The following is a 20,428-nucleotide window of genomic DNA, read 5'->3' on the forward strand; positions in this document are numbered from 1 at the left end:
GAGAAATCAGATGTCAGAACCCATCACGTTCACTTTGGACGGCAAAGAGGTCACCGCGCAGCCGGGTGAAACGATCTGGGAGGTCGCGAACGGTCGCGGCCTAAAGATCCCGCATCTGTGCCACAAACCAGCGCCGGGTTATCGGTCTGACGGAAACTGCCGTGCGTGCATGGTGTCGATTGATGGCGAACGCACGTTGGCTGCCTCGTGTATTCGTGAACCCGCGGAAGGTATGGTCGTGACAACCGATCAACCGCGCGAGGTGCAGGCACGTAAAATGGTGATGGAACTGCTTGTCGCAGATCAGCCAGAGCAACCGGTCGCCCATGACAAATCCAGCCATTTGTGGGATATGGCTGCCGCCCAAGGCGTTGAAAGTAGTCGTTTTCCAACAATGGACGCTGATCACATTCCGCTGCTCGACGATAGCCATGTCGCGATGTCGGTGAACCTGGATGCCTGTATTCAGTGTGGTCTTTGCGTTCGGGCCTGCCGCGAGGTGCAGGTGAACGATGTGATCGGGATGGCCGGGCGCGGGCATGACGCTTATCCGGTGTTCGATATGTCTGACCCAATGGGGGCGTCGTCTTGTGTGGCGTGCGGTGAATGCGTGCAGGCCTGCCCAACGGGGGCACTACTGCCGGCGACGGTCACTGATGAAAACCAGATTGGCGACACTGCGGATTATGATCGCGAAGTCAAAAGCGTTTGCCCATTCTGCGGTGTCGGTTGTCAGGTTTCGCTTAAGGTCAAAGACGACAAGGTCAAATTCGTTGAGGGTATCAATGGCCCCGCGAATGAGGGGCGTTTGTGCGTCAAAGGCCGGTTTGGGTTTGATTACATCCACCATGAACACCGCCTGACGAAACCGCTGATCCGCCGTGATGATGCACCGGCCAAGGGGCTGAACGTTGATCCCGGAAACTGGCAGGCCCATTTCCGAGAGGCGACTTGGGACGAGGCGCTGGATGTAGCGGCCAAGGGTCTGAAGGACATTGGCGGAACGGGTGTCGCGGGCTTTGGTTCAGCGAAATGTACCAACGAAGAGGCATATCTATTTCAAAAGCTAATCCGTCAGGGGTTTGGTCATAACAACGTCGACCATTGTACGCGCCTTTGCCACGCGTCATCGGTCGCTGCGCTGATGGAAAACGTGGGGTCGGGTGCGGTCACCGCGACCTTTAATGAAATTGAGAACGCCGACGTGGCAATCGTGATTGGCGCGAACCCAATCGAAAACCACCCAGTTGCGGCAACCTATTTCAAACAGTTCACCAAACGTGGTGGCAAGCTGATTGTGATGGATCCCCGCGGGCAGGCGCTAAAGCGGTTTGCGTCGCATGTGCTGCAATTCCGCCCCGGCGCAGACGTGTCGATGCTCAACGCGATTATGCATGTGATCGTCGAAGAGCGCCTTTATGACCAGCAATACATTGAAGCCTACACCGAAAACTGGGAAGCCGAGAAAGCACATCTGGCAGAGTTTTCACCAGAAAAGATGGAAGGTATTTGCGGCATTCCCGCTGACGTTTTGCGTGATGTTGCCCGGACGTTTGCCGGTGCGCAGTCGGCGATGATTTTCTGGGGCATGGGTGTTAGCCAACACATTCATGGCACCGACAATTCACGTTGTTTGATTAGCCTTGCTCTAATGACCGGGCAGGTTGGTCGTCCGGGTGCGGGGCTTCACCCGTTGCGTGGTCAGAACAACGTGCAGGGTGCGTCTGATGCGGGTCTGATCCCGATGTTCTTACCCGATTACAAACCTGTCGGTGATGATGGTGTACGCAGCGCGTTCCAAGAGGTCTGGCAAGACGAAGGTGTTAACCCTGAAAAGGGGCTGACCGTCACCGAAATCTTGGATGCCGTTCACGCGGGCGATATTCGGGGCATGTATATTTCGGGCGAAAACCCGGCAATGTCGGACCCTGATGTCGATCATGCGCGTGATGCTTTGGCTAAGCTGGATCATCTTGTGGTGCAGGATATTTTCCTAACTGAAACTGCCAACTTTGCTGATGTTATCCTGCCTGCCAGCGCATTTGCTGAAAAGACCGGGACTGTGACGAATACCAATCGTCAGGTTCAAATGGGTCGCCCTGCTGTGCCGCCGCCGGGTGATGCACGCGAAGACTGGTGGATCACGGTTGAACTGGCGAAACGGCTTGGTTTGGCTTGGGAATACGCCCACCCACGCGAGGTATTCGCGGAAATGACGATGGTGATGGAGTCGTTTGATAACATTACTTGGGATCGGTTAGAGACCGAGAATGCGGTGACCTACCCATCGCTGTCGCCCACGGATCCCGGGCAGGCCATTGTGTTCGCAGATGGGTTCCCACGCGAAAATGGGCGGGCAAAGTTCACACCCGCAAACCTGATCGCGCCCGATGAAACACCCGATGCGGAATATCCAATGATCATGACAACGGGCCGTCAGCTAGAACACTGGCACACTGGGTCTATGACACGTCGATCCAAGGTGCTGGATGCGGTCGAACCCGAAGCAAACTGTTCACTGCATCCGTCAACGCTGCGGCAACTTGGTGCGGTGCCGGGCGATATGATCCGGCTGACAACACGGCGCGGCAGTATTGATATTATGGCGCGCGCTGATCGTGCTGTTTCCCCCGATATGGTCTTTGTTCCCTTTGCCTATGTCGAAGCAGCAGCGAACACGTTGACCAACCCGGCGGTGGACCCATACGGCAAAATTCCTGAATTCAAATTCGCGGCTGTGCGGATTGAAAAGATTGGGTCTGAAATCGCCGCTGAATAGGGGTTTGTGGCTGCGCTATTGAATAGCAGCCCCATCCGCGCAACCTTTTGAGTGACAAGGCGTTGGTTCTTGAACTGATGCGACGTGATATTTGGAGGAACGCGCGATGCGTAAACTAAGTCTGATTGCGGCCCTTTCGGCCTTTGCTGTTCCTGCATTTGCAGAGGATGCCGCGCTTCTGATGGGGGTCGAACGCTATCAGAACTTGCGGCGCGTATCGAATGCGACGGATGTTCTTGATGGTGCTCAAAGCCTGCGTGAGGCGGGGTATGATGTTAGCACGCTATCGAACGGGTCGTCGGGTGATATGGCGCGACTATTGGATCGTCTTGCTGAAAACGCTACTGATGCCGATCGCTTGGTGGTCGGATTGTCAGGGCGATTTGTAACTGATGGCGCACGAAGCTGGCTGTTGGCGGCTGACACGGAAACGCCAACATACTTTGGACTGGCAAATGCAGTTTCAATCGACAGCGTACTGGATGTTCTTGCCAATACGCCGGGGCAGGCGGTGTTGATCCTTGGTTATGATTTAGACTCTGATAGCGCGATAGGGTCATACCTGCGCGAAGGCATCGGTCATTTGGACATCCCGCAAGGCGTTACTGTTTTATACGGAGAGCCAAATGCGACTGACGCTGTCGTCGTAGATGCAATTACCGTGCCGGGTGCAAATATCATGGCATTTGTTCAGGATGTGCGTTGGTTAACTGCGGACGGTTTTCGGCCTAACCGTTTGGTAATGCAAACCGAGAACGAAGATGGCGCCGCGCCGGAAGCGGTCGATGCCACCTTGCAGTTTTGGACTGATGCCCAGCAGTCGGATACAGCTGATGCATATCGTGATTTCGCTTTGACCTATCCCGATAGCCGTTACGCCGAAGAAGCACGGCGGCGTCTGGATGAAATCGAAAATGACCCAATTCGGCTTGCTGAAAATGCCGAAGATGATTTGTCGCTTTCGCGTAATGGCCGCCGCGATATCCAGCGTGATCTGACGTTGCTGGACTATGATACGCGGGGCGTTGATGGGATATTCGGCCCGGGCAGCCGCCGGGCGATCCGGAACTGGCAGCAATCCAACGGCTTTGCGCAAACGTCATTTCTGACAGCAGAACAAATTAACCGGATCGACGCGCAAGCCAGCCGTCGCCAAGCCGAGATCGAGGCAGAGGAAGAACGTGCACGTGAGGAAACAGAGCGTCTTGATCGGGCGTATTGGGAAGAAACGGGCGCGCGTGGCGATCTGGCTGGATACCGTGCCTATTTGAACCGATACCCTGAAGGAATGTTTGCCGATGAGGCAAAGGATGCGCTTGCTGAGGATGAAGTTGATCAAAGTACGGCTGCCGCGGATATAGAGGCTGGGCTGAACATTAACCCAGTTCTTGCACGCTTAATTGAAAGTCGCCTTGCGCAAATGGGGTTCAATCCTGGGCGCGTTGATGGTCGGTTCGACAGTGATACGCGCGGCGCGATTAGTCGTTACCAGACCAGAAGCGGAACAGCCGCGACTGGATACCTAAATGAGCCGACGCTGGCGCGTTTGCTGGCTGATACATTTGGCCGATAATAAAAAAAGTGGCCGTCTGACGGATGCAGATGGCCACTTTTGTAAAATTTACGTCGTTTATTGCGCCCGTACGTAACGTTCAGCTAGCAGGCGGATGAGCCCGTTGTTGCTGTCGTACTGTCTTACGCCAATAATATAGATCCCGGACTGAACGCGGGCCATCACCATGCTGTCCAAACCGTCACCATAGTCGTCATTCTGGCCGATTTCACGACCAAGGTCGTCATATACGACAAGCCATGGATCACTGTTCCCACCGCCAATGGCTTCGACTACGAGCAGACTGTTATCTTCGACTTCGACAGTGAACCATTTTACATCGTCTGTCGCTTGTACGTCTTGGCGTATGCGCGATTCTAGAATGCCAAGATTTGATACTTCAACGCTTCCGTCGAGTGGTGGCGCCGCTTCGCCACGCGCATAAAGCGATTGTAGCGCTGCTTCGGCATCGTATTCTGAGACGCTGACAGTGATCGGCTGTGTATCATCGCTTAGTGCAGACACGGCGATGCAATATGTCCCAGCATCCAGTGTGTCAGTGACATCGATCCGAGAGTTATACCCGTCGAAATCATCGTTCTCATCGATGTACATGTCGTTCGGGCCATAAAGTGTGATTACTGGATCAGCAGATTCGTTTTCGGCAGTGACGCTGACCTGCGCGGGTGCATCAAGGGTAAAACTCCAGTGTGAGCTATCGGCCGCGGATCCAGAGACAGTACTACCAAGGCCACCCATTGGGGTCGCTGTTTCGCATCCGCCCGAATCGCGCGCGCTGCTGGTTTCCATGGTTCCCTCAGTAAGGGGTTCATGTTCTTGCCGTCCAACGCGGACAAATGCGGTCATTGGGCCACCGTCATAGCTGCGCAGCGACATGCAGTATGTTCCGGGGTTCAGGAACGTTTCAGCGCGAGATGCCCCGTTGCCACCTGAATCATCATCGGACGTGACAATGCTGCCGGTGCTATCAAGCACGTCGATCACTGTGTCACCCGCACCGCGACCTGCGGCCTCGATCCGTACGTCAGTACCTTCACTTACTGAAAACAAAGAAACATAATCATTTCCGCCTAGAACAAGCGCCATTTGCTCTTGGTAGGTGTCAGCCGTTGTGATGTCAGATGACGCCTCGTCGCCGCCAATCCACTGACCACCTGTGCCTGTACCGCCGCAAATTGCGTCTTGGGCATAGGCAGGTGCCGCGAGCCCAAGCATCGCAACAGCAAGTGCACTTGATCTAATATTCAGAAAATGCATGAAAATGTTCCTTAGTCGTTTTTAAAACCGTTCTGCGCACACGATACGCGGAATGCCGACCATGTGACTAGACCAAACGATAAAAAGTGAGGAAACCCTGACCTTCGATCGGCGGTCTTTTGCTGTTAGCCGGACCAGACCGGTGCGTGTACTAATCGATCATAGATATCGTATGCGGGAATAGCCCCCACCGTGTTCCACGACCGGTCACCAAAACGAAATCCCCTTCGGCGACGCCGAGTCGAAATGCTTGGGACGTACCGCACACCAAATTGAACAAAATGGTGCCTCAGTCAGCTTAATCGGTCGCCGGCATCTATAGCTTCCTGACTGGGATGCACCGGCGACGGTATATGGTAATGAACTTTGCGAACCTGCGACGATCGCCACCAGCATTGGAGCCGTTGCTGTAGTGGCCGATTCTAAGCAATGCGAACGTCAAAGCTGCGGTTCCAAACGCAGCAAGGGCCGCGATGAACCGCGTATTCTGGACCCATTCGGGATTTGGCAAAAAAACGAAACCCAAATGCTAAGGCGAGTATTGGAAGGCAGCCCAGAAAGAACCAAGCCAGAATGAACATGGTGATCCATTTTGGTGGCTTACAATATGCGTTGTTTAGCATGCATGGTTCTCAAATGCGTAGGCAAAGAAAAAGGCCGCTTCCTTGCGGATGCGACCTTTTTATCATTTTCTATTCGCAGGTTTTAGCCCTGACGAGCTTTGAACCGGCGTTGCGTCTTGTTGATAACATAGACGCGGCCCTTACGGCGCACGATGCGGCAATCGCGGTGGCGCTGCTTGAGCGAGCGGAGGGAGTTACGTACCTTCATGGTCGTGTCCTTCATGTCGCGGCGCGCGGATTGCGCCTTGGGTTGCAGTTTGGCCCAGATGGGCCAGTGAATTCATGGTGGACGATACTGGGATCGAACCAGTGACCCCTTCGATGTCAACGAAGTGCTCTACCGCTGAGCTAATCATCCATTTTCCAACGTGTTTGCATCTGTCCTATAAAGAAATAGGACGCGGGCAAACCGCGTCAGGTGTGGGGTCTATAAAAGGAGTCGAACCGGGGATCAAGGGCTTTCGGAAAAAACAAAATTCAGGCTATCCTTTGCGCCAGAAGGAGCAATTTGTTGCAGCACACAAGCTATGATCTCATACGTCCCGCGGTTCGCAGTACCAGCGTCGTTTTTGCATCTCCGCATAGTGGGCGTGATTACACATCTGCTTTTCTAAATGTTGCTGAATTAGACGCTACAGAAATTCGGTCGTCCGAAGATGCATTCATTGATCAGTTATACGACGAAGCCCCTAATTTTGGCGCACCTTTTATCAACGCATTAGCGCCGCGCGCCTTTGTGGATTTAAATCGTGGTCCTGATGAATTGGATCCCGCGTTGATCGAAGGCGTGCATCGTAAGCCCCATAACCCACGAATCGCCAGCGGGCTGGGTGTGATTCCTCGCGTTGTGGCGAATGGCCGTCATATCTATCGGGGGAAGATTTCGCTTTCTGACGCCCATAATCGCATAGCGAATTATTGGCGCCCTTACCACGATCAGCTTCAGACGCTGATGGACGAAAGCAACCGCGCCTATGGCGAATCAATTCTGATCGATTGCCATTCGATGCCGCACGAGGCGTTAATGACGATGAACCTGCAAAACGCACCGCGCCCTGATATCGTGCTCGGGGATCGGTTTGGAAGCACGGCATCAGCTGGCATCATGGATCGGGTCGAAGCTGCTTTTGTGGACGTCGGTTTGCGAGTCGCACGTAATGCGCCGTTTGCTGGGGCCTATATTGTCCAAAAATATGGTCGCCCGTCGAAATCTCAGCACGCGATCCAAGTCGAAATGGATCGGGCGCTTTATATGAACGAACAAACCCTAGAGCCGAACGCTGATTTTGCATCGTTTAAGTCTTTGATTAGGGCTGCAACTGCTTCCATCGCGGAAATCGGCGTCGCAAAAGATCAATCTGTCGCGGCCGAGTAGGGTGGATCTTGATCCACCCCATCGAAACTAGCCAAGAACACAATGCCTGCCTGACTGTTTTGAGATCGCAACGTTGCCGCAGAACCAATTGTAGGCACGATTGTGTTGCTCTGTTTGGCAAAGTCGCAGCCGCTTCGTTACGATGATGCCGCGCGGATGGCGAAGTGCTCATACGTTTTGGACGAGTTCCACCTCGAGGAATGCCTCTGGGTCATCGACCTCTATCAAGCGTTTGCGTTCGATCTGCCAAAACCGATTTCCTACATTCCGTAGAAAACTGCGGTCGTGACTGACCAACAGGCAGGATGCACCGTGGGCAATCAGTTCCTCCTCTAACGCCTCTTGCCCTTCGATATCGAGATGGTTTGTAGGTTCATCGAGTAGGTAAAAGTTTGGTCGCTGCAGCCGCAGGATTAGCATCGCGAGCCGTGCTTTTTGTCCGCCTGAAAGCGCACCGATCGTAGAGTCCTGCATCCGAATGTTCACCCCCGCACCCGCAAGCAACCCGCGTGCACGTTGATCGCCCACGTCGAATTCTCCGGCGACTGCCGTCATCGGGGTATCTGCGTCCTCCAGCTGGCTAAGGTGCTGGTCCGAATACCCAAGCGCGACAGTAGGGGCGTATTTGATGCTGGGTTTTTCGTTTAATAATGCCCGGTGGATCATCTTAACCAGTTGGGTTTTGCCGGTTCCATTGGTGCCAAGCAGTACAATGCGGTCGCCTTGCGTGATCCATTTTTTGCCGGTCGTGTATAGTAAGCGGTCGTCGGGCGTGGTCACCGCCACATCATCCAAGGTGATAAGTGCCTTGGCGTGGGTGCCGCTGTTGGTCAGCTTGATGTCCCCGGCGCTGCGGTCTTGGTGGGCGGGCTTTGCTGCTGCTTCGATCTTGGCTGCGCGTTCGGTTAGCTGCTTGGTCTTTGTGATTAACAGATCAGATCCTGAATTGATCCCAATGTTATTTAGCTTTGCGGCCTGCTTGCGCAGTTGGGTTGCCTTGTTCAGATCGTTGACAAAGCGCCGTTCGTCGGCTTCGTCTGCCTCATCCAATGCGACGCGCGCCTTTGTGAAAGGTAGCTGAAACACGCGTGACCGGTCCGCCCGCAGGAAAAGCGTTCGGTTGGTTGTCGCATCTAGAAAGGCTCGGTCATGGCTGGTGATCAATACCGGCATATCGCGCGGCAATGCACCCAGCCAGTTTTGCAGTAATCCGATCCTATGCAGGTCCAGATGGTTGGTTGGTTCGTCAAGCAACAGCAAATCTGGTTCAGTCACCCAAGCGGCCGCCAACAACGCTGTGCGTTGCCAGCCCCCACTAAGCTCTGACAGTGGTTTTTGTTGCAGCTCATAAGGCACTTGCAGATCGCCCAACACGACATCAACGCGCCATGCTTCGAAATCGGCCTGTTCAGGCGGCAATGCGGAAAGCACCAAGTCATACAGTGTCTGCGAAAGGCGTTCTGGCGCGATATGCTGTTCAACGTGCCCAATTCGCAGACCGCGTGCGCGTGTGATTTCGCCGGACGTGGGTTCAACCGTGCCAGCCATGCAGCCCATCAGTGTGGATTTTCCGCGGCCGTTTGCGGCGACCAGCCCAATACGGTCGCCTTTGGAAATCGTCAGGTTCAGGTCAGAAAATAGCGGATCGCCAAGCGTCACGCCTAAGGAGTTTATGGAAAGGATCATTTCGGTCTCTTGTCAGATATAGCGTTGGCCGCGCATGGCGCAGCGACAAGGGCAGACCGTGGGCAAATGCCGGTGATCAGCCCTGCAAACGGATTCGCAGGGCGGTACGGGGACCATGCTGAAGTTGGCGGAATATACGCATGTTCAGCTTGTGCCCTCCTGTTGTGTGCATGTGACTGATATGGAAGCGTAGCGGTGGCAGGGGCGGTGGGTCAAGACCCACCCTACCGAAGAGACCGCCCTTTGATGATGGCGTCTTTGCCGAATTTTTCACGTATTTTATCTGTTGCGAGCTCGGCCCGCGCGCGTTTGCCTGCGTCAGGGTCAAGCAAATCACCTTCGCGGTCGGCATCATCGGCTGATGTGATTTCTGATAGCCCTACACCTAGTAACCGAAACGGCCCACGCGTTTTGACCTGTTCAAATAACCCATGCGAGGTTCGGTAAATGGTGTCTGCCATCTGGGTAGGGTGATGCAGGCTTAACCGTTTTGAAATCAGTTTGAAGTCAGAGGTTTTCAGTTTCAGTGTAATAACCCGGCCTGCCTTATCGGTCGCCTTGGCGCGTGCGCTGACCTTTTCCGACATTCGCCACAGGTGCCCGTCTAGGATGTCGGCGTTAGCGGTGTCTTCTGAGAATGTCGTTTCATTCGACAACGTCTTAACTGGCGCGTGTGTCGAAATACGTCGACCATCTTCGCCACGGGCAAGCGAATAGAGCCGTTCACCCATGCCGCCAAACCGATCATGCAGGTCGCGGCGATCCCAGCGCAGGAGGTCATCGAACGTCTGGATGCCTGCCTTGTTCAGGCTGACTTGGGCGGCGGGGCCAATACCCCAGATCAGGCGTACGGATTTAGGGCGCAGGAATTCGGTCGTCTCAGCCTTGCCGATAATCGAAAAACCACGCGGCTTTTCCAAATCTGACGCGACCTTTGCCAGAAATTTGTTGTGTGATAGCCCGATTGATCCGCTTAATCCCAATTCGGTCTTCATCCGTTTGATTAACCGGGCCAGCATAACAGCAGGCGGCGCGCCGTGCAGGCGGACGGTGCCGGTTAGGTCCATAAACGCCTCGTCCAGTGATAGCGGTTCAACGACTGGGGTGAGTTCATCCATCATCGCACGGATCGCGCGGGATGCCTTTGTATATGCCTCGAACCGTGGTGGCAGTACGACCGCATCGGGGCACAGTTTCATCGCTTGAAACATCGGCATAGCGGATTTGACGCCCCTGATCCGGGCGACGTAGCATGCGGTCGATACCACCCCGCGTTTGCCGCCGCCGATGATCACGGGCTTATCAGCGAGTTCCGGATTGTCGCGTTTTTCGACTGAGGCATAGAATGCGTCACAATCCATATGCGCGATGGTCAGATCGAACAGCTCTGGGTGCCGCGTGACCCGTGGGCTGCGGCATTGAGGACAGCGGGATTCGCTGTCAAATGTGCAAAGGCAATCGCGGCAAAGGGCAGGCATGGTCGCAGTCTAAAGGGGCGCAAGGATGAGAACAACAGGGCAACATGATGGTGCAAAGGTTGCGCTGTTTTTAGGGGATAAGCTGATTAGCATCCTGCGCGATGACTTTGATCACATACCCTATCCGAATTTATGGGATTTACCCGGTGGCGGACGCGAGGGCGATGAGACTCCGTTTGAGACGGTGACCCGAGAGTTGAATGAGGAACTGGGACTGTCTTTGCCACCGGCTGCGGTTTTGTGGCAATCAAATTTTGCTGCGAATTATAAACCCGATGCTTGGGTCGGGTTCTTTGTTGCGCAATTGCCGGCTGATACCGTCACACAGGTTAAATTCGGTGATGAGGGGCAGCGTTGGGACTTGTTTGATCTGCTTAGTTTCATTGCATTGCCGAACCGTGTGCCATCTTTTGGGGCACGACTAGCGCTTTGGGAAAAGGAAACTGGTGGCCTGCCGGATTAAGGTTCGGTTTCTTCTATGATGAACATAATCATTATGTAGGAAATTTGATTGCTATATTTCGTTTTTGCTCTATGAGTTTCTTATAGGAAACACGCCGACCGGGAGAGAACGGTTCGGTCCGTCGCCGAAGGAGCAACCGCCCCGGTAACTCTCAGGCAGTAGGGACCGGTTGGGGTGCAATACACCGGAGAGTGGCAGTAATGCCCGCCGAAGGAGCAAGCTGCGATGCGGTGAATCTCTCAGGCCCAGTGACGGTGGGGGCGACGCGCGAAAGCGCCATTGGCGGAGAGATGCCTTGCCTTCGATTGCTGTTCTGGGTGCCGGGATTACCGGCGTAACCACTGCTTATTCATTGATGAAACGCGGATTTGACGTGACGGTTTTTGACCGTCACCGCTATGCCGCGATGGAGACTAGTTTCGCAAACGGTGGGCAGTTAAGCGCATCGAACGCCGAAGTCTGGAACCAATGGTCTACGGTCCTGAAGGGGATCAAGTGGATGCTGCAAGGCGATGCGCCGCTTTCCGTGAACCCGCGCCCCACATGGCACAAGGCCAGCTGGATGGCCGAGTTTTTGACAAATATCCCCCGTTACAAAGCCAACACGATCGAAACGGCCCGTTTGGCGGTCACGGCCCGTGCTGGCCTGGCCGAAATGGCGGATGTGGCTGGCATCGACTTTGATTTTACGCCAGCGGGTATTTTGCATTTCTATCAAACCCAGAAGGATTTGGATCACGCTCGCCGCGTGAATGACCTGTTGGGCCAAGGCGGATTGGATCGCCGCGAGCTGACCGTCGATGAGGTCTTCGCCAAAGAGCCAAACCTACGCGGCGATATCTTGGGCGGTTTCTGGACCGAAAGCGATAGCACTGGCGACATTCACAAATTCACAGTTGGTCTGGCCGAATGGTTGCAGACCCAAGGCGTGAAATTCGCGCTGGGCGAAGACGTGCAGCAGGTATCAGCGGATGATGATGGCGTTACTGTTCGCACATCGACCGAAGCCCGGTTTGACGGGGTTGTGGTATCCGCCGGTGTCGCGTCGCGTCAGTTTGCAAAGATGCTGGGCGACCGGGTGAACATCTATCCGGTCAAAGGTTATTCGATCACTGTGAACCTGCGTGATGAAGCGTCGCAGAATGGTGCGCCAACTGTTTCACTGCTTGATGATAAGGCCAAGATTGTGACGTCTCGTTTGGGTCGCGATCGGTTCCGGATTGCCGGCACTGCAGAGTTCAACGGCATTAACCGCGACATCCGTGCGGATCGCGTAAAGCCGCTTGTCGATTGGTGCGAATCCCACTTTCCAAAGGTCAGCACAGAAAGCTGTGTGCCTTGGGCTGGCTTGCGTCCGATGATGCCAAACATGATGCCACGGGTTGGAAACGGTCGTCACGCACGTGTCTTTTATAACACAGGCCACGGGCACCTCGGTTGGACTTTGTCAGCAGCGACTGCGGATTTGTTGGGTGACGCAGTGGAACAACGTATGCGTGCGAAAAATTCGCACGGTATACAACAGCATACATTGAAGTCGGCCTAATGCATAACTATCTATCCTTCATAACAAAGAGGGATAGATCATATGCAAAGTGAAGATTTAATAGCCGAATTTATCGGTCAAAACGTGTTGTTCCTGCTATTAGCAGTGTTCATCGTCGTCTGCATTTTGGCAGGCGTGCGGATCGTCCCGCAGTCGCAAAAATTCGTTGTTGAACGTCTTGGCCGTCTGCGGTCCGTGCTTGGGCCTGGCATCAACTTTATCGTGCCGTTTCTGGACCGCGTTCGTCATAAAGTTTCGATCCTTGAACGCCAGCTTCCCGCAATGACCCAAGACGCAATTACGTCGGACAACGTGCTGGTGCAGGTCGAAACATCGGTGTTTTACCGTATTATTGAACCTGAAAAGACAGTTTACCGTATTCGTGATGTTGATGGTGCGATTTCGACGACTGTTGCTGGTATCGTGCGCTCGGAAATTGGCCGGATGGAATTGGACCAAGTACAGGCAAACCGCGCGACGCTTATTGATGCTGTGCGTGAACAGGTTGCCCAGCAGGTTGATGACTGGGGCATCGAAGTGACCCGTGCTGAAATTCTTGACGTGAACCTTGATGCCGCGACCCGTGCGGCGATGTTGCAGCAGTTGAACGCTGAACGTGCGCGCCGTGCGCAGGTAACTGAGGCTGAGGGTACCAAACGTGCCGTCGAGCTTCAGGCCGAGGGTGAGCTTTACGCTGCAAAACAAGAAGCCGAAGCGCGCCGTGTACGTGCTGACGCTGAAGCATATGCGACCCAAGTGGTTGCCGTTGCGATTGCTGAAAACGGTTTAGAGGCCGCGCAGTACCAAGTTGCGCTAAAACAGGTTGAGGCATTCCAAGCCGTTGCATCGAAACAGGGCAACCAAACAATCGTCCTACCTGCGAACGCGGTTGAAGCGTTCGGCGATGCCTTCAAAATGTTGAAAGGACGTTAATATGCCGCTTTGGACACAATGGTGGGTATGGATGTCTGCTGCAGTCGTCCTAGCCACGCTCGAGGTACTTGTACCCGGTTATATCTTTCTTGGGTTTGCAATGGGTGCCGCAGTGATGGGGTTACTTATCCTCATCGGGATATCGGCCAAAGGTTTTGCCCTGACGCTCGTTGTCTTTGCCATACTTTCGCTGATTTCATATCTGGTGATGCGCAAAGTGTTTGGCTTGCGTACCGGCCAAGTGAAAATCTGGGATACAGATATCAACGATTGATAAAAAAATGGCCCGGCGCGCAGTGTGCCGGGCCAGTTATGATCAAGCAGGTTTCAGCGTCTTGGGGACAGGACAGGCGCCGTCGCTTTGATCAGAGGGAATTAGATTTTAGCTGTCGGACATTTGCAGCGCTTTGTAGCGCAGCCGATCAACCACTGCCGCGGGGTCCATGCTTTGGGGGCCATGAACGGCACACGGGTATCGGAATGTGCGGCCAAAGCGCTCAATATCGACAGATGCCATGAAGGCCTGTTCTTTCGCAGAATAGCGCAAGTTTTTGATATTCATTGGGCAACCTCGTTCGCTTGTTTCATTTAAGAAATGCGCGAAACACAGATTGGTTCCCAAAAATCACGAAGTTCTAGCTGTTGGCGCGTTTCGCTTGTGGCGAATTTATTTCGGCAACGATTTCTCTCGCGGCTTGTGCGGGGTTTTCTGCCTGCCAGATTGGGCGGCCAACGACGACATGATCGGCACCGTTTGCAATGGCCTTTGCTGGCGTCATGACACGTTTCTGATCACCCAAAGCAGCACCTGCTGGACGTACGCCGGGGGTAACGATCAATTTGCCTTCCGCCTCGGGGAGTGCCCGGATTAGCGCTGCCTCTTGCGGTGAAGCAATAACGCCGTCAGCGCCGTTGGATAGGGCAATGCCAGCGCGTTCTTGGACCAGATCAGTGATGTCGCCCGTTTTAATGCAAGACGCGTCCAAGTCATCGCGGTCGAGCGATGTGAGAATCGTGACGGCAAGGATTTTCATGTCAGAACCACCGGCCCCCTCGCGCGCGGCACGCACAACATGCGGGTCACCGTGGACGGTCAAAAAATCAAGGTCGTATTGCGCAACGCCACGTACCGCTGCTTCGACGGTCGCGCCGATGTCGAAAAATTTCATATCAAGAAAAATACGCTTACCGAATTCTTGCTTTAATTCATTCGCAAGCGCGAGCCCGCCGCCCGTCAGCATCCCGAGCCCAATTTTGTAAAAGCTCACGCTGTCGCCCAGCTTTTCTGCAAGGTCCATGCCTGCAATGACGTTCGGGACATCCATTGCGACGATTAGGCGATCATCAGACATAGTCGTTTCCTTTGCAGCTTGGTTTTGCGGGGTCTACATCTTGTAAGTGTTTGGTGCAATCGGCACGGCGCAAAAGAAAAGGCGTAGCCTCGGGAAAAGAGCTACGCCTTTATAATCCTGCGGATCTGGGGGAAGACAGCGCAGGAATTCTATGTGAGTGGTGTTAATCGCCTTTTTGGCCTGCCGACCCTGACTTGTCCGCTTGGATTTCGTGACCGCGTAAGCGGCGCACGGCTGCGGGTGTCAGAGGAAAAAGCGGGTAGCTATATATCGTATTGTCGAATTGTTTCTGTTTACTTGGTATCGTTTTCATGGGTCGTATTTAGGTGGCTAGTGGTATCAAGAAACGGGGAACTTAATCTTCGGCTTCCCCGTCTGAACGGTTGGGCGACACTGCTTGTCGATATAGGTGTTCGAACCGCATGAGTTTTTCAGCTATGAGTGCAGCCTCTTGATGAATCCTTTCTTCTAGGTTTTGTGGACTTGCTTGTACCGTGACGGTCAAGGTTTTTCCGCTGTGGCTCACAGTCTGGGGTGGCGCGGATGACCAGATGCACATGCGCTTCGACAATGCCGGTTTGCTGCGTGGATACTTTGACAATATGACTTTGTAATACGTCCATGACAAATACACTCGATAATCGTTCACAACCATAACTTGAGATAGCTTAGCGTTTGCGTTCGGCAACGGGGAAAAATCGTGGATAGACATCTTGCGGGTGTAACATAGCCCGCGGTGGCCTTGCGGAATGCGGTCGGACTTACCATCTATGGAAAGAGGCCCAATAAGGGGTGTGCCGCAATGGTGGGCATTCGAAAGACTGGGCGCTTAACAAAGGAGAGAACTCATGAACTTAGATAAGTTCACAGAGCGGTCGCGCGGTTTTATTCAGGCCGCACAAACGATCGCAATGCGTGAGAACCATCAGCGTCTTGCGCCAGAACATCTATTAAAAGCATTGATGGACGATGAGGAAGGCCTTGCTGCCAACCTGATTACCCGTTCGGGTGGTGATGTTGCCACCGTGCGCAGCGTCGTGAACGCCAATGTCGCAAAAATTCCGCAAGTGACTGGGGATGCGGGGCAGGTGTATCTTGACAACAGCACTGCCAAAGTCGTCGATGAGGCCGAAAAAATCGCCAAGAAAGCTGGCGATAGCTTTGTGCCTGTTGAACGCCTGTTGACCGCGCTTGCAGTGATCAAATCCAAAGCAAAAGACGCGTTGGATGCTGGTGGTGTGACAGCAATGAACCTGAACGCTGCGATTAATGATATTCGCAAAGGCCGTACGGCTGACAGCGCCAGCGCCGAAGACAGCTTTGAAGCGCTCGCTAAATACGCCCGCGACCTGACCGAGGCCGCCGAGCAAGGTAAAATTGACCCTATCATTGGTCGCGATGAAGAAATTCGTCGTGCTATGCAGGTGTTGTCACGTCGTACCAAAAACAACCCGGTTCTGATCGGTGAACCCGGCGTAGGTAAAACCGCGATTGCCGAGGGCCTTGCCCTGCGGATCATCGACGGTGACGTTCCAGAAAGCCTACGCAACAAAAAGCTGATGGCGTTGGACATGGGCGCACTGATTGCTGGTGCGAAATATCGTGGTGAGTTCGAAGAACGCCTAAAAGCTGTTTTGAAAGAAATCGAAACCGCAGCCGGTGAAATCATCTTGTTCATCGACGAGATGCACACACTTGTTGGTGCAGGTAAATCCGATGGCGCCATGGATGCGGCCAACCTGATCAAACCTGCGCTTGCCCGTGGTGAATTGCACTGTATCGGTGCGACCACTTTGGATGAATACCGCAAGTATGTGGAAAAAGACGCAGCCCTAGCCCGTCGTTTTCAGCCTTTGATGGTCGAAGAACCAACCGTCACGGATACCATCAGCATTTTGCGCGGGATTAAAGAAAAATACGAATTGCACCACGGTGTACGTATTGCCGATGCCGCACTCGTGGCTGCTGCGACCTTGTCGCATCGCTATATCACGGACCGTTTTCTGCCGGACAAAGCCATCGACCTGATGGACGAAGCAGCATCGCGTTTGCGCATGCAAGTCGACAGTAAGCCAGAAGAACTGGATGCGTTGGATCGTCAGATTCTTCAACTTCAGATCGAAGCTGAGGCGCTGAAGAAAGAAGACGACAAAGCATCCGTTGATCGGCTTGAGAAGCTAGAAAAGGAACTCGCTGACCTCCAAGATCGCGCGTCTGAAATGACAGTGAAATGGCAGGCCGAGCGCGATAAGCTGGAAGGCACACGCGAGGTCAAAGAACATCTTGATCGAGCGCGGGCCGAACTGGATATCGCGAAACGCGAAGGTAACCTCGCCAAAGCTGGTGAGCTGTCTTACGGCGTGATCCCTGATTTGGAACGCAAGCTGTCCGAGGCCGAAGAAAACGAAGACCTGATGGTCGAAGAGGCTGTTCGTCCTGAACAGATCGCCGAAGTCGTTGAGCGTTGGACAGGTATCCCGACCAGCAAGATGCTGGAAGGAGAACGTGACAAGCTGCTGCGGATGGAAGATGAGCTGGGCAAACGCGTTATTGGTCAGCGGTCTGCTGTGACTGCTCTGGCGAATGCTGTGCGCCGTGCGCGCGCCGGTCTAAACGATGAAAATCGTCCGCTTGGATCGTTCTTGTTCCTTGGGCCAACTGGTGTTGGTAAAACAGAGCTGACCAAAGCGGTGGCCGAGTATCTGTTCGACGATGAACATGCGATGGTTCGTATCGACATGTCCGAGTTCATGGAGAAACATGCCGTGTCACGTCTGATCGGTGCGCCTCCGGGCTATGTTGGCTATGACGAAGGTGGCGTGTTGACCGAGGCCGTGCGCCGTCGCCCTTATCAGGTCATCCTGTTTGATGAGGTCGAAAAGGCGCACCCTGATGTGTTCAACGTGCTTTTACAGGTGCTGGATGATGGTGTGCTGACAGATGGTCAGGGTCGCACGGTTGATTTCAAGCAAACGCTGATCATCCTGACGTCGAACCTTGGGGCGCAGGCGCTAAGCCAGTTGCCAGAGGGCGCAGATGCAAGCGACGCCAAGCGCGATGTGATGGATGCGGTTCGTGCGCATTTCCGTCCAGAGTTCTTGAACCGTCTGGATGAGACGATCATCTTTGATCGGCTTGCACGCGAAGACATGTCCGGGATCGTTACGATCCAGTTGGGTCTGCTTGCCAAACGTTTGGCCGGGCGGAACATCACGCTTGATCTGGATGACGCTGCGCTAAAGTGGTTGGCCGACGAAGGTTATGATCCGGTGTTCGGTGCGCGTCCGCTGAAGCGGGTGATCCAACGCGCGTTACAAGACCAGTTGGCTGAAATGATATTAGCTGGCGATGTCATGGACGGCGGCGCCATCAGCGTTAGTGCGGGTGTGGATGGGTTGTTAGTTGGTGACCGGGTGTCATCAAGCAAACGACAACCGCCCGAACATACGGTCGTACACTAATGAATTTGGGCGCCTTGGGGCGCCCTTTTTGTGAAATGTGTGCAGTCGGTTTTGCCATAGGGCCTAGGCGAGCGCGTTGATCGAAATCAACGAAAGTCTGCGAGCTATGTGTCAGTATGGCCGCATACAAGGAGATTATATCATGCTTAAGATCACAAGCCCAAAGGCCAATCGCCTTAATATCGAACTGCACGGTGCGATCGATGCTGAAACCATGCGCATGGCGCTGGATGACGTCATTGCAAAGTCCGAAGGTATGTCAGACGGTAAGATGCTTTATACGATTACTGATTTTTCGATGCCGACGCTTGGTGCGATAGGTGTGGAATTCGCGCAATTACCAAAACTGTTTGGATTGCTAGGTAAGTTCGATAAATGCGCCGTGCTAAGCGATGCTGGGTGGTTGCGAACTGCAGCTGAAGTCGAAGGCGCACTTATTCCTGGGCTCAAGATAAAGAGCTTTGAACTAGCACAGATTGATGACGCAGAAGGATGGCTATCCCAAGCAAGTGCCTAAGGGCCCCGATCATGTGACCGAGGCCCAATAAAGTACTTAGCTTGGTGGTAGGATTACTTTGTCGATGACGTGAATGACGCCGTTTGATGCTTCGATGTCGGCTGCCACAACGTTTGCATCGTTTACTTTTACGCCATTCATGGTGGTGATTGTCACGTCTGCACCGTTCACGGTAGTTGCCATCATGTTATCGCTTAGGTCCGTCGACATCACTTTGCCAGCGATCACGTGGTAAGTCAGAATTTCAGCAAGCGCATCTGGATCTGCAAGCAATGCTTCGACTGTTCCTTCTGGTAGGGCAGCGAAAGCATCGTCTGTTGGTGCGAAGACTGTGAATGGGCCGTCGCCTTTTAGGGTTTCAACAAGTCCAGCAGCTTGGGTCGCTGCGATCAATGTTGTGAAAGAACCTGCGTCGATTGCTGTGTCGACGATGTCTTTGGAATGACCGCCTGCGCAGGCTGCCGTTGCGAATAGTGCTGCTGTGCTGAGTGCTGTGAAAGTTCTACGTAGCATTGTGGTTTCTCCCGTTAATAAAAGATGCATTGTCGGTCGCATCGGAAACCATACGGACGCACTGGGGTGATTGGATCACCATTAAAAATAGGACTACGCCATTGACCGAGGCTGCATTTGAACTAAGCTGCGCGGTTTTTCTGTTTCCACACAAATATTGGTGATCTTTGTTACGTGATCTAAGGTATTATCCCAAAATAAAACTGCATTTATTTATTGAGAGACAACCTTGAGAAACATCATTTTAGCAATTTTGATCCCGCTTGTCGGCAGCGCAAGCGCTGAGCCAATCACACCGCTGCCGGGCACCCAGATACGGACAGATGTTTTAGATGCAGCGCGTGTTGCTGCAGAATCCGATTTGGGGGCACCTGTCCGATTTGTCGTTCGAGAGCTGTTGGTGGATGCAGGGCGTGCCTTTGCCATTCTTGATGCACAACGCCCCAACGGGATCGCTGTTGATCTTGCGCTAACGCCTTTGGTTCTTGAGCAAGGTAGACCTATAAGTTTGATCGATGGGCCGACATTCATCGGTTACCTATATGAAAGCGACGAGCGCTGGCTTGTGGATGAATATGTCATCGGCCCGACCGATGTGTGGTGGGCAGATGGACGGTTCTGCGTAAAATACAGTTCAGTCGTGCTTTACGACATTTGCTAGGCCTTTACGCGAACGGTCCGGTATGGACTGTGACGCAATTTTTGCGGCACTAAATCGCAAAGCATGAATGACACTGGTTGACGACCCTGACGCTGCCTCCTATCACGATGGCACCGGGGGCGCCTAACGGCTGAGAAGTACCCTTTGAACCTGAACCAGATAATGCTGGCGGAGGGAGGGTAGAAGTCGCTGTGTGGTCACGGCGGTCTTC

General features: G+C 53.7%; 17 protein-coding genes, 1 tRNA gene and 2 riboswitches. Of the genes, 10 read left to right on the top strand and 8 right to left on the bottom strand.

Going from position 1 to position 20,428, the window contains the following annotated elements:
- Positions 1-10 precede the first annotated feature (10 nt).
- On the top strand, positions 11-2,779 hold the full coding sequence (gene fdhF, locus CYQ09_RS18050) for a formate dehydrogenase subunit alpha (RefSeq protein WP_106746789.1): 2,769 nt from the start codon (positions 11-13) through the stop codon (positions 2,777-2,779).
- A gap of 106 nt (positions 2,780-2,885) precedes the next feature.
- The gene (locus CYQ09_RS18055) at positions 2,886-4,352 is read left to right on the top strand and encodes a peptidoglycan-binding domain-containing protein (RefSeq protein ID WP_106746790.1); all 1,467 of its coding nucleotides are present in this window, start codon (positions 2,886-2,888) and stop codon (positions 4,350-4,352) included.
- A gap of 57 nt (positions 4,353-4,409) precedes the next feature.
- On the opposite strand, the gene CYQ09_RS18060 is transcribed toward CYQ09_RS18055, so the two are convergent.
- The 3 genes from CYQ09_RS18060 to CYQ09_RS18075 form a co-directional block, all read right to left on the bottom strand.
- Positions 4,410-5,609 (bottom strand): ABC transporter substrate-binding protein, encoded by a 1,200-nt coding sequence (locus CYQ09_RS18060; protein WP_239496004.1) that lies wholly within the window; start codon positions 5,607-5,609, stop codon positions 4,410-4,412.
- 705 nt (positions 5,610-6,314) lie between these two features.
- Positions 6,315-6,440: a type B 50S ribosomal protein L36 gene (ykgO, locus tag CYQ09_RS18070; RefSeq protein WP_008231708.1), complete on the bottom strand. Its 126-nt coding sequence runs from the start codon at positions 6,438-6,440 to the stop codon at positions 6,315-6,317.
- A gap of 75 nt (positions 6,441-6,515) precedes the next feature.
- Positions 6,516-6,590, bottom strand: a tRNA-Val gene (locus CYQ09_RS18075).
- A 153-nt stretch (positions 6,591-6,743) separates the two neighbouring features.
- Here CYQ09_RS18075 and CYQ09_RS18080 point away from each other — a divergent pair.
- Positions 6,744-7,607 carry an N-formylglutamate amidohydrolase gene (locus CYQ09_RS18080; protein ID WP_106746818.1) on the top strand — a complete coding sequence of 288 codons (864 nt, stop codon included), beginning with the start codon at positions 6,744-6,746 and terminating at the stop codon, positions 7,605-7,607.
- A 168-nt stretch (positions 7,608-7,775) separates the two neighbouring features.
- Here CYQ09_RS18080 and CYQ09_RS18085 read toward each other — a convergent pair whose 3' ends face one another.
- The gene (locus CYQ09_RS18085) at positions 7,776-9,293 is read right to left on the bottom strand and encodes an ABC-F family ATP-binding cassette domain-containing protein (protein WP_106746792.1); all 1,518 of its coding nucleotides are present in this window, start codon (positions 9,291-9,293) and stop codon (positions 7,776-7,778) included.
- Positions 9,294-9,517: 224 nt separating this feature from the next.
- A complete protein-coding gene (locus CYQ09_RS18090; protein WP_106746793.1) occupies positions 9,518-10,771 on the bottom strand; it encodes a DNA polymerase IV in 1,254 nt (417 codons plus the stop codon).
- Between the two features lie 25 nt (positions 10,772-10,796).
- Here CYQ09_RS18090 and CYQ09_RS18095 point away from each other — a divergent pair, with 25 nt between their 5' ends.
- The 4 genes from CYQ09_RS18095 to CYQ09_RS18110 all read left to right on the top strand — a co-directional run bounded on the left by CYQ09_RS18095 (position 10,797) and on the right by CYQ09_RS18110 (position 13,987).
- Complete coding sequence (locus tag CYQ09_RS18095) at positions 10,797-11,234, top strand: NUDIX hydrolase (protein ID WP_106746794.1); 438 nt, start codon at positions 10,797-10,799, stop codon at positions 11,232-11,234.
- A gap of 174 nt (positions 11,235-11,408) precedes the next feature.
- A riboswitch (glycine riboswitch) is annotated at positions 11,409-11,499 on the top strand.
- 30 nt (positions 11,500-11,529) lie between these two features.
- Positions 11,530-12,780: a D-amino acid dehydrogenase gene (locus tag CYQ09_RS18100; protein WP_106746819.1), complete on the top strand. Its 1,251-nt coding sequence runs from the start codon at positions 11,530-11,532 to the stop codon at positions 12,778-12,780.
- A 42-nt stretch (positions 12,781-12,822) separates the two neighbouring features.
- A complete protein-coding gene (locus CYQ09_RS18105; RefSeq protein ID WP_106746795.1) occupies positions 12,823-13,713 on the top strand; it encodes an SPFH domain-containing protein in 891 nt (296 codons plus the stop codon).
- Between the two features lies 1 nt (position 13,714).
- Positions 13,715-13,987, top strand: a complete 273-nt coding sequence (locus CYQ09_RS18110; RefSeq protein WP_106746796.1) for an NfeD family protein — start codon at positions 13,715-13,717, stop codon at positions 13,985-13,987.
- Positions 13,988-14,095: 108 nt separating this feature from the next.
- Here CYQ09_RS18110 and CYQ09_RS18115 read toward each other — a convergent pair whose 3' ends face one another.
- Positions 14,096-14,275 (bottom strand): orotidine 5'-phosphate decarboxylase, encoded by a 180-nt coding sequence (locus CYQ09_RS18115; RefSeq protein WP_106746797.1) that lies wholly within the window; start codon positions 14,273-14,275, stop codon positions 14,096-14,098.
- A 73-nt stretch (positions 14,276-14,348) separates the two neighbouring features.
- Positions 14,349-15,065 carry an orotidine-5'-phosphate decarboxylase gene (gene pyrF, locus CYQ09_RS18120; protein WP_106746798.1) on the bottom strand — a complete coding sequence of 239 codons (717 nt, stop codon included), beginning with the start codon at positions 15,063-15,065 and terminating at the stop codon, positions 14,349-14,351.
- 848 nt (positions 15,066-15,913) lie between these two features.
- Here pyrF and clpB point away from each other — a divergent pair.
- A complete protein-coding gene (gene clpB / locus CYQ09_RS18125; protein WP_106746799.1) occupies positions 15,914-18,526 on the top strand; it encodes an ATP-dependent chaperone ClpB in 2,613 nt (870 codons plus the stop codon).
- Positions 18,527-18,668: 142 nt separating this feature from the next.
- Positions 18,669-19,043: an STAS/SEC14 domain-containing protein gene (locus CYQ09_RS18130; RefSeq protein WP_106746800.1), complete on the top strand. Its 375-nt coding sequence runs from the start codon at positions 18,669-18,671 to the stop codon at positions 19,041-19,043.
- A 36-nt stretch (positions 19,044-19,079) separates the two neighbouring features.
- Here CYQ09_RS18130 and CYQ09_RS18135 read toward each other — a convergent pair whose 3' ends face one another.
- Positions 19,080-19,556, bottom strand: a complete 477-nt coding sequence (locus CYQ09_RS18135) for a fasciclin domain-containing protein (RefSeq protein ID WP_106746801.1) — start codon at positions 19,554-19,556, stop codon at positions 19,080-19,082.
- Positions 19,557-19,785: 229 nt separating this feature from the next.
- Between CYQ09_RS18135 and CYQ09_RS18140 the strand changes: the two genes are divergently transcribed.
- Entirely contained in the window at positions 19,786-20,217 is a 432-nt protein-coding gene (locus CYQ09_RS18140; protein WP_106746802.1) for a hypothetical protein, read from the top strand.
- Positions 20,218-20,322: 105 nt separating this feature from the next.
- Positions 20,323-20,412, top strand: a riboswitch (TPP riboswitch).
- The last annotated feature ends 16 nt before the right edge of the window (positions 20,413-20,428 follow it).

The sequence above is a fragment of the Yoonia maritima genome, assembly GCF_002933395.1.
Taxonomy (GTDB): Bacteria; Pseudomonadota; Alphaproteobacteria; order Rhodobacterales; family Rhodobacteraceae; genus Yoonia; species Yoonia maritima_A.